The sequence below is a fragment of the Psychrobacillus sp. genome (assembly GCF_056205495.1).
Genome location: NZ_JBAEAP010000349.1, coordinates 1 through 1,611, shown reverse-complemented (window position 1 = coordinate 1,611; position 1,611 = coordinate 1). Strand labels below are relative to the sequence as shown.

Genomic DNA, 1,611 nt, shown 5'->3' with positions numbered 1-1,611 from the left:
AGATCCCCACCTTTATAGTATTTATTAACTGTTATAATATTTCATAACCGTATACTATATCGACCAGAATAATGGAAATTAAATAGGTAAAATATAGGTTTTTTTATTTTTTATTTACAATAGATAATTGTGATTGAAAGTAAGAAAATTTTTTTGTAGTTTGGGGTGGAGCTCAGCGTGACTCCTTGGGGATTAGCGTCACAGATGAAACTGTGGAGCGAGTGGTGCAGCACAGCGGACGCTCCAGGAAAGCATGCTAGAGCGAAGGAAATTAACTCAAGTTATGGTAGTAATGAGCTAATTTTAGGGAATGGAAACGCAGGTAAATCACTAGGTATTTCCAATTTCATTGACGTATCTATTAAAGAGATTAATTCATGGCCATTTTCATCTGTTTCAGGTCGAATTAATAAAACTGCTGGTGCTAAAAAACTGGCTATCTAATTTACAGATTCACCAACAGCCAAAGATTATACATAATTACATGCTTTGATTCTAAATTATTCCGACCTGTTACAAAATAGTTCTACTATTTGAATAAAATTATAATAGTAGAACTTTTATACAACAGCTTTCAAGTTCCGAAAAATACTTGAAATATTTTTCTCCTATCTTATTAACACAGAATACCCATCTATATCTTCTTCAACTACATTAATGAATTGTTTTTAAACTTAATAACTCCACTTTTACATAAAATACGAACTTTCAACTACTTTTTACTTTTACAATCTCTAAGTATTTGCTCACATTGTATAAAATCTTCTTCTGTGTCTATATCAAATGATTGGTTTTCAGACATTACGTATCCTAGCGTTTCATTAGTTAAAAATGACTTTGTTATTTTGAATCTTTTAGTTTTGGCTACATAGACTGCCCCGTTAAGGTAAAATGCTGGTGTTAAATCTTGCCTACGTACAGCGAAGTTAGATTGTTTTATAACTGGATCCATCATCCCGTTTACATTTAAATTATACATCCAATAGGGTGATTGTTTTGATTCGGTTACACTAACACAAAAATCCTTTTTATTCGCAAGCAACATTTCAATAGCTCCATCTATATTTTCAACCATTCGAAGTGGAGATGTCGGTTGTAAAACTACCACATAATCATACCCTGGGCATTGTTCAATTGCATGTAAGATAGGATCTACACCGGGTGTTTCATCTGCCGCTAATGCTTTCGGTCTGACAAAAGGCGCATCACATCCATATTGCTTTGCAACGTCTATAATTTCTTCATCATCTGAAGATAAAATTAATTTTGTTATATGCTTAGATTTTTTTGCTTCTTCAATCGTCCAAGCAATAAGCGGCTTTCCTGCTATCTCTCTAATATTTTTACGTGGAATACCTTTTGATCCACCTCTGGCAGGAATGATAGCTAATACGGTTGGCTTCACTTTCTTTCCTCCCTCTATAATATTTTTTGTATGTATAAATGGCTCATATTATGTTATCGGAACATGTATGACCAGTGTATTATATAGCCTGTAAATGTCCGCTTCCAAACTTACCCACTCCTACAATTGCTATAATAATAAGTGTCACCTTCTATTATCCTTTTTAGATAATAGTTTGTATTAGTTTTATTAGCTTACTAATATAT

The 1,611-nt window shown here is 32.9% G+C and carries 2 protein-coding genes; one reads left to right on the top strand and one right to left on the bottom strand.

The genetic code is table 11. The features are described 5' to 3' along the window. Window positions 1–177: 177 nt before the first annotated feature. Window positions 178–444, top strand: coding sequence for a hypothetical protein (locus AC06OU_RS10450; RefSeq protein ID WP_475855621.1), 267 nt, complete (start codon window positions 178–180; stop codon window positions 442–444). Window positions 445–712: 268 nt separating this feature from the next. Here the strand turns inward: AC06OU_RS10450 and AC06OU_RS10445 are convergent, their stop codons facing one another. Then, complete coding sequence (locus AC06OU_RS10445; RefSeq protein WP_475855619.1) at window positions 713–1,405, bottom strand: acylneuraminate cytidylyltransferase family protein; 693 nt, start codon at window positions 1,403–1,405, stop codon at window positions 713–715. Window positions 1,406–1,611: the final 206 nt, after the last annotated feature.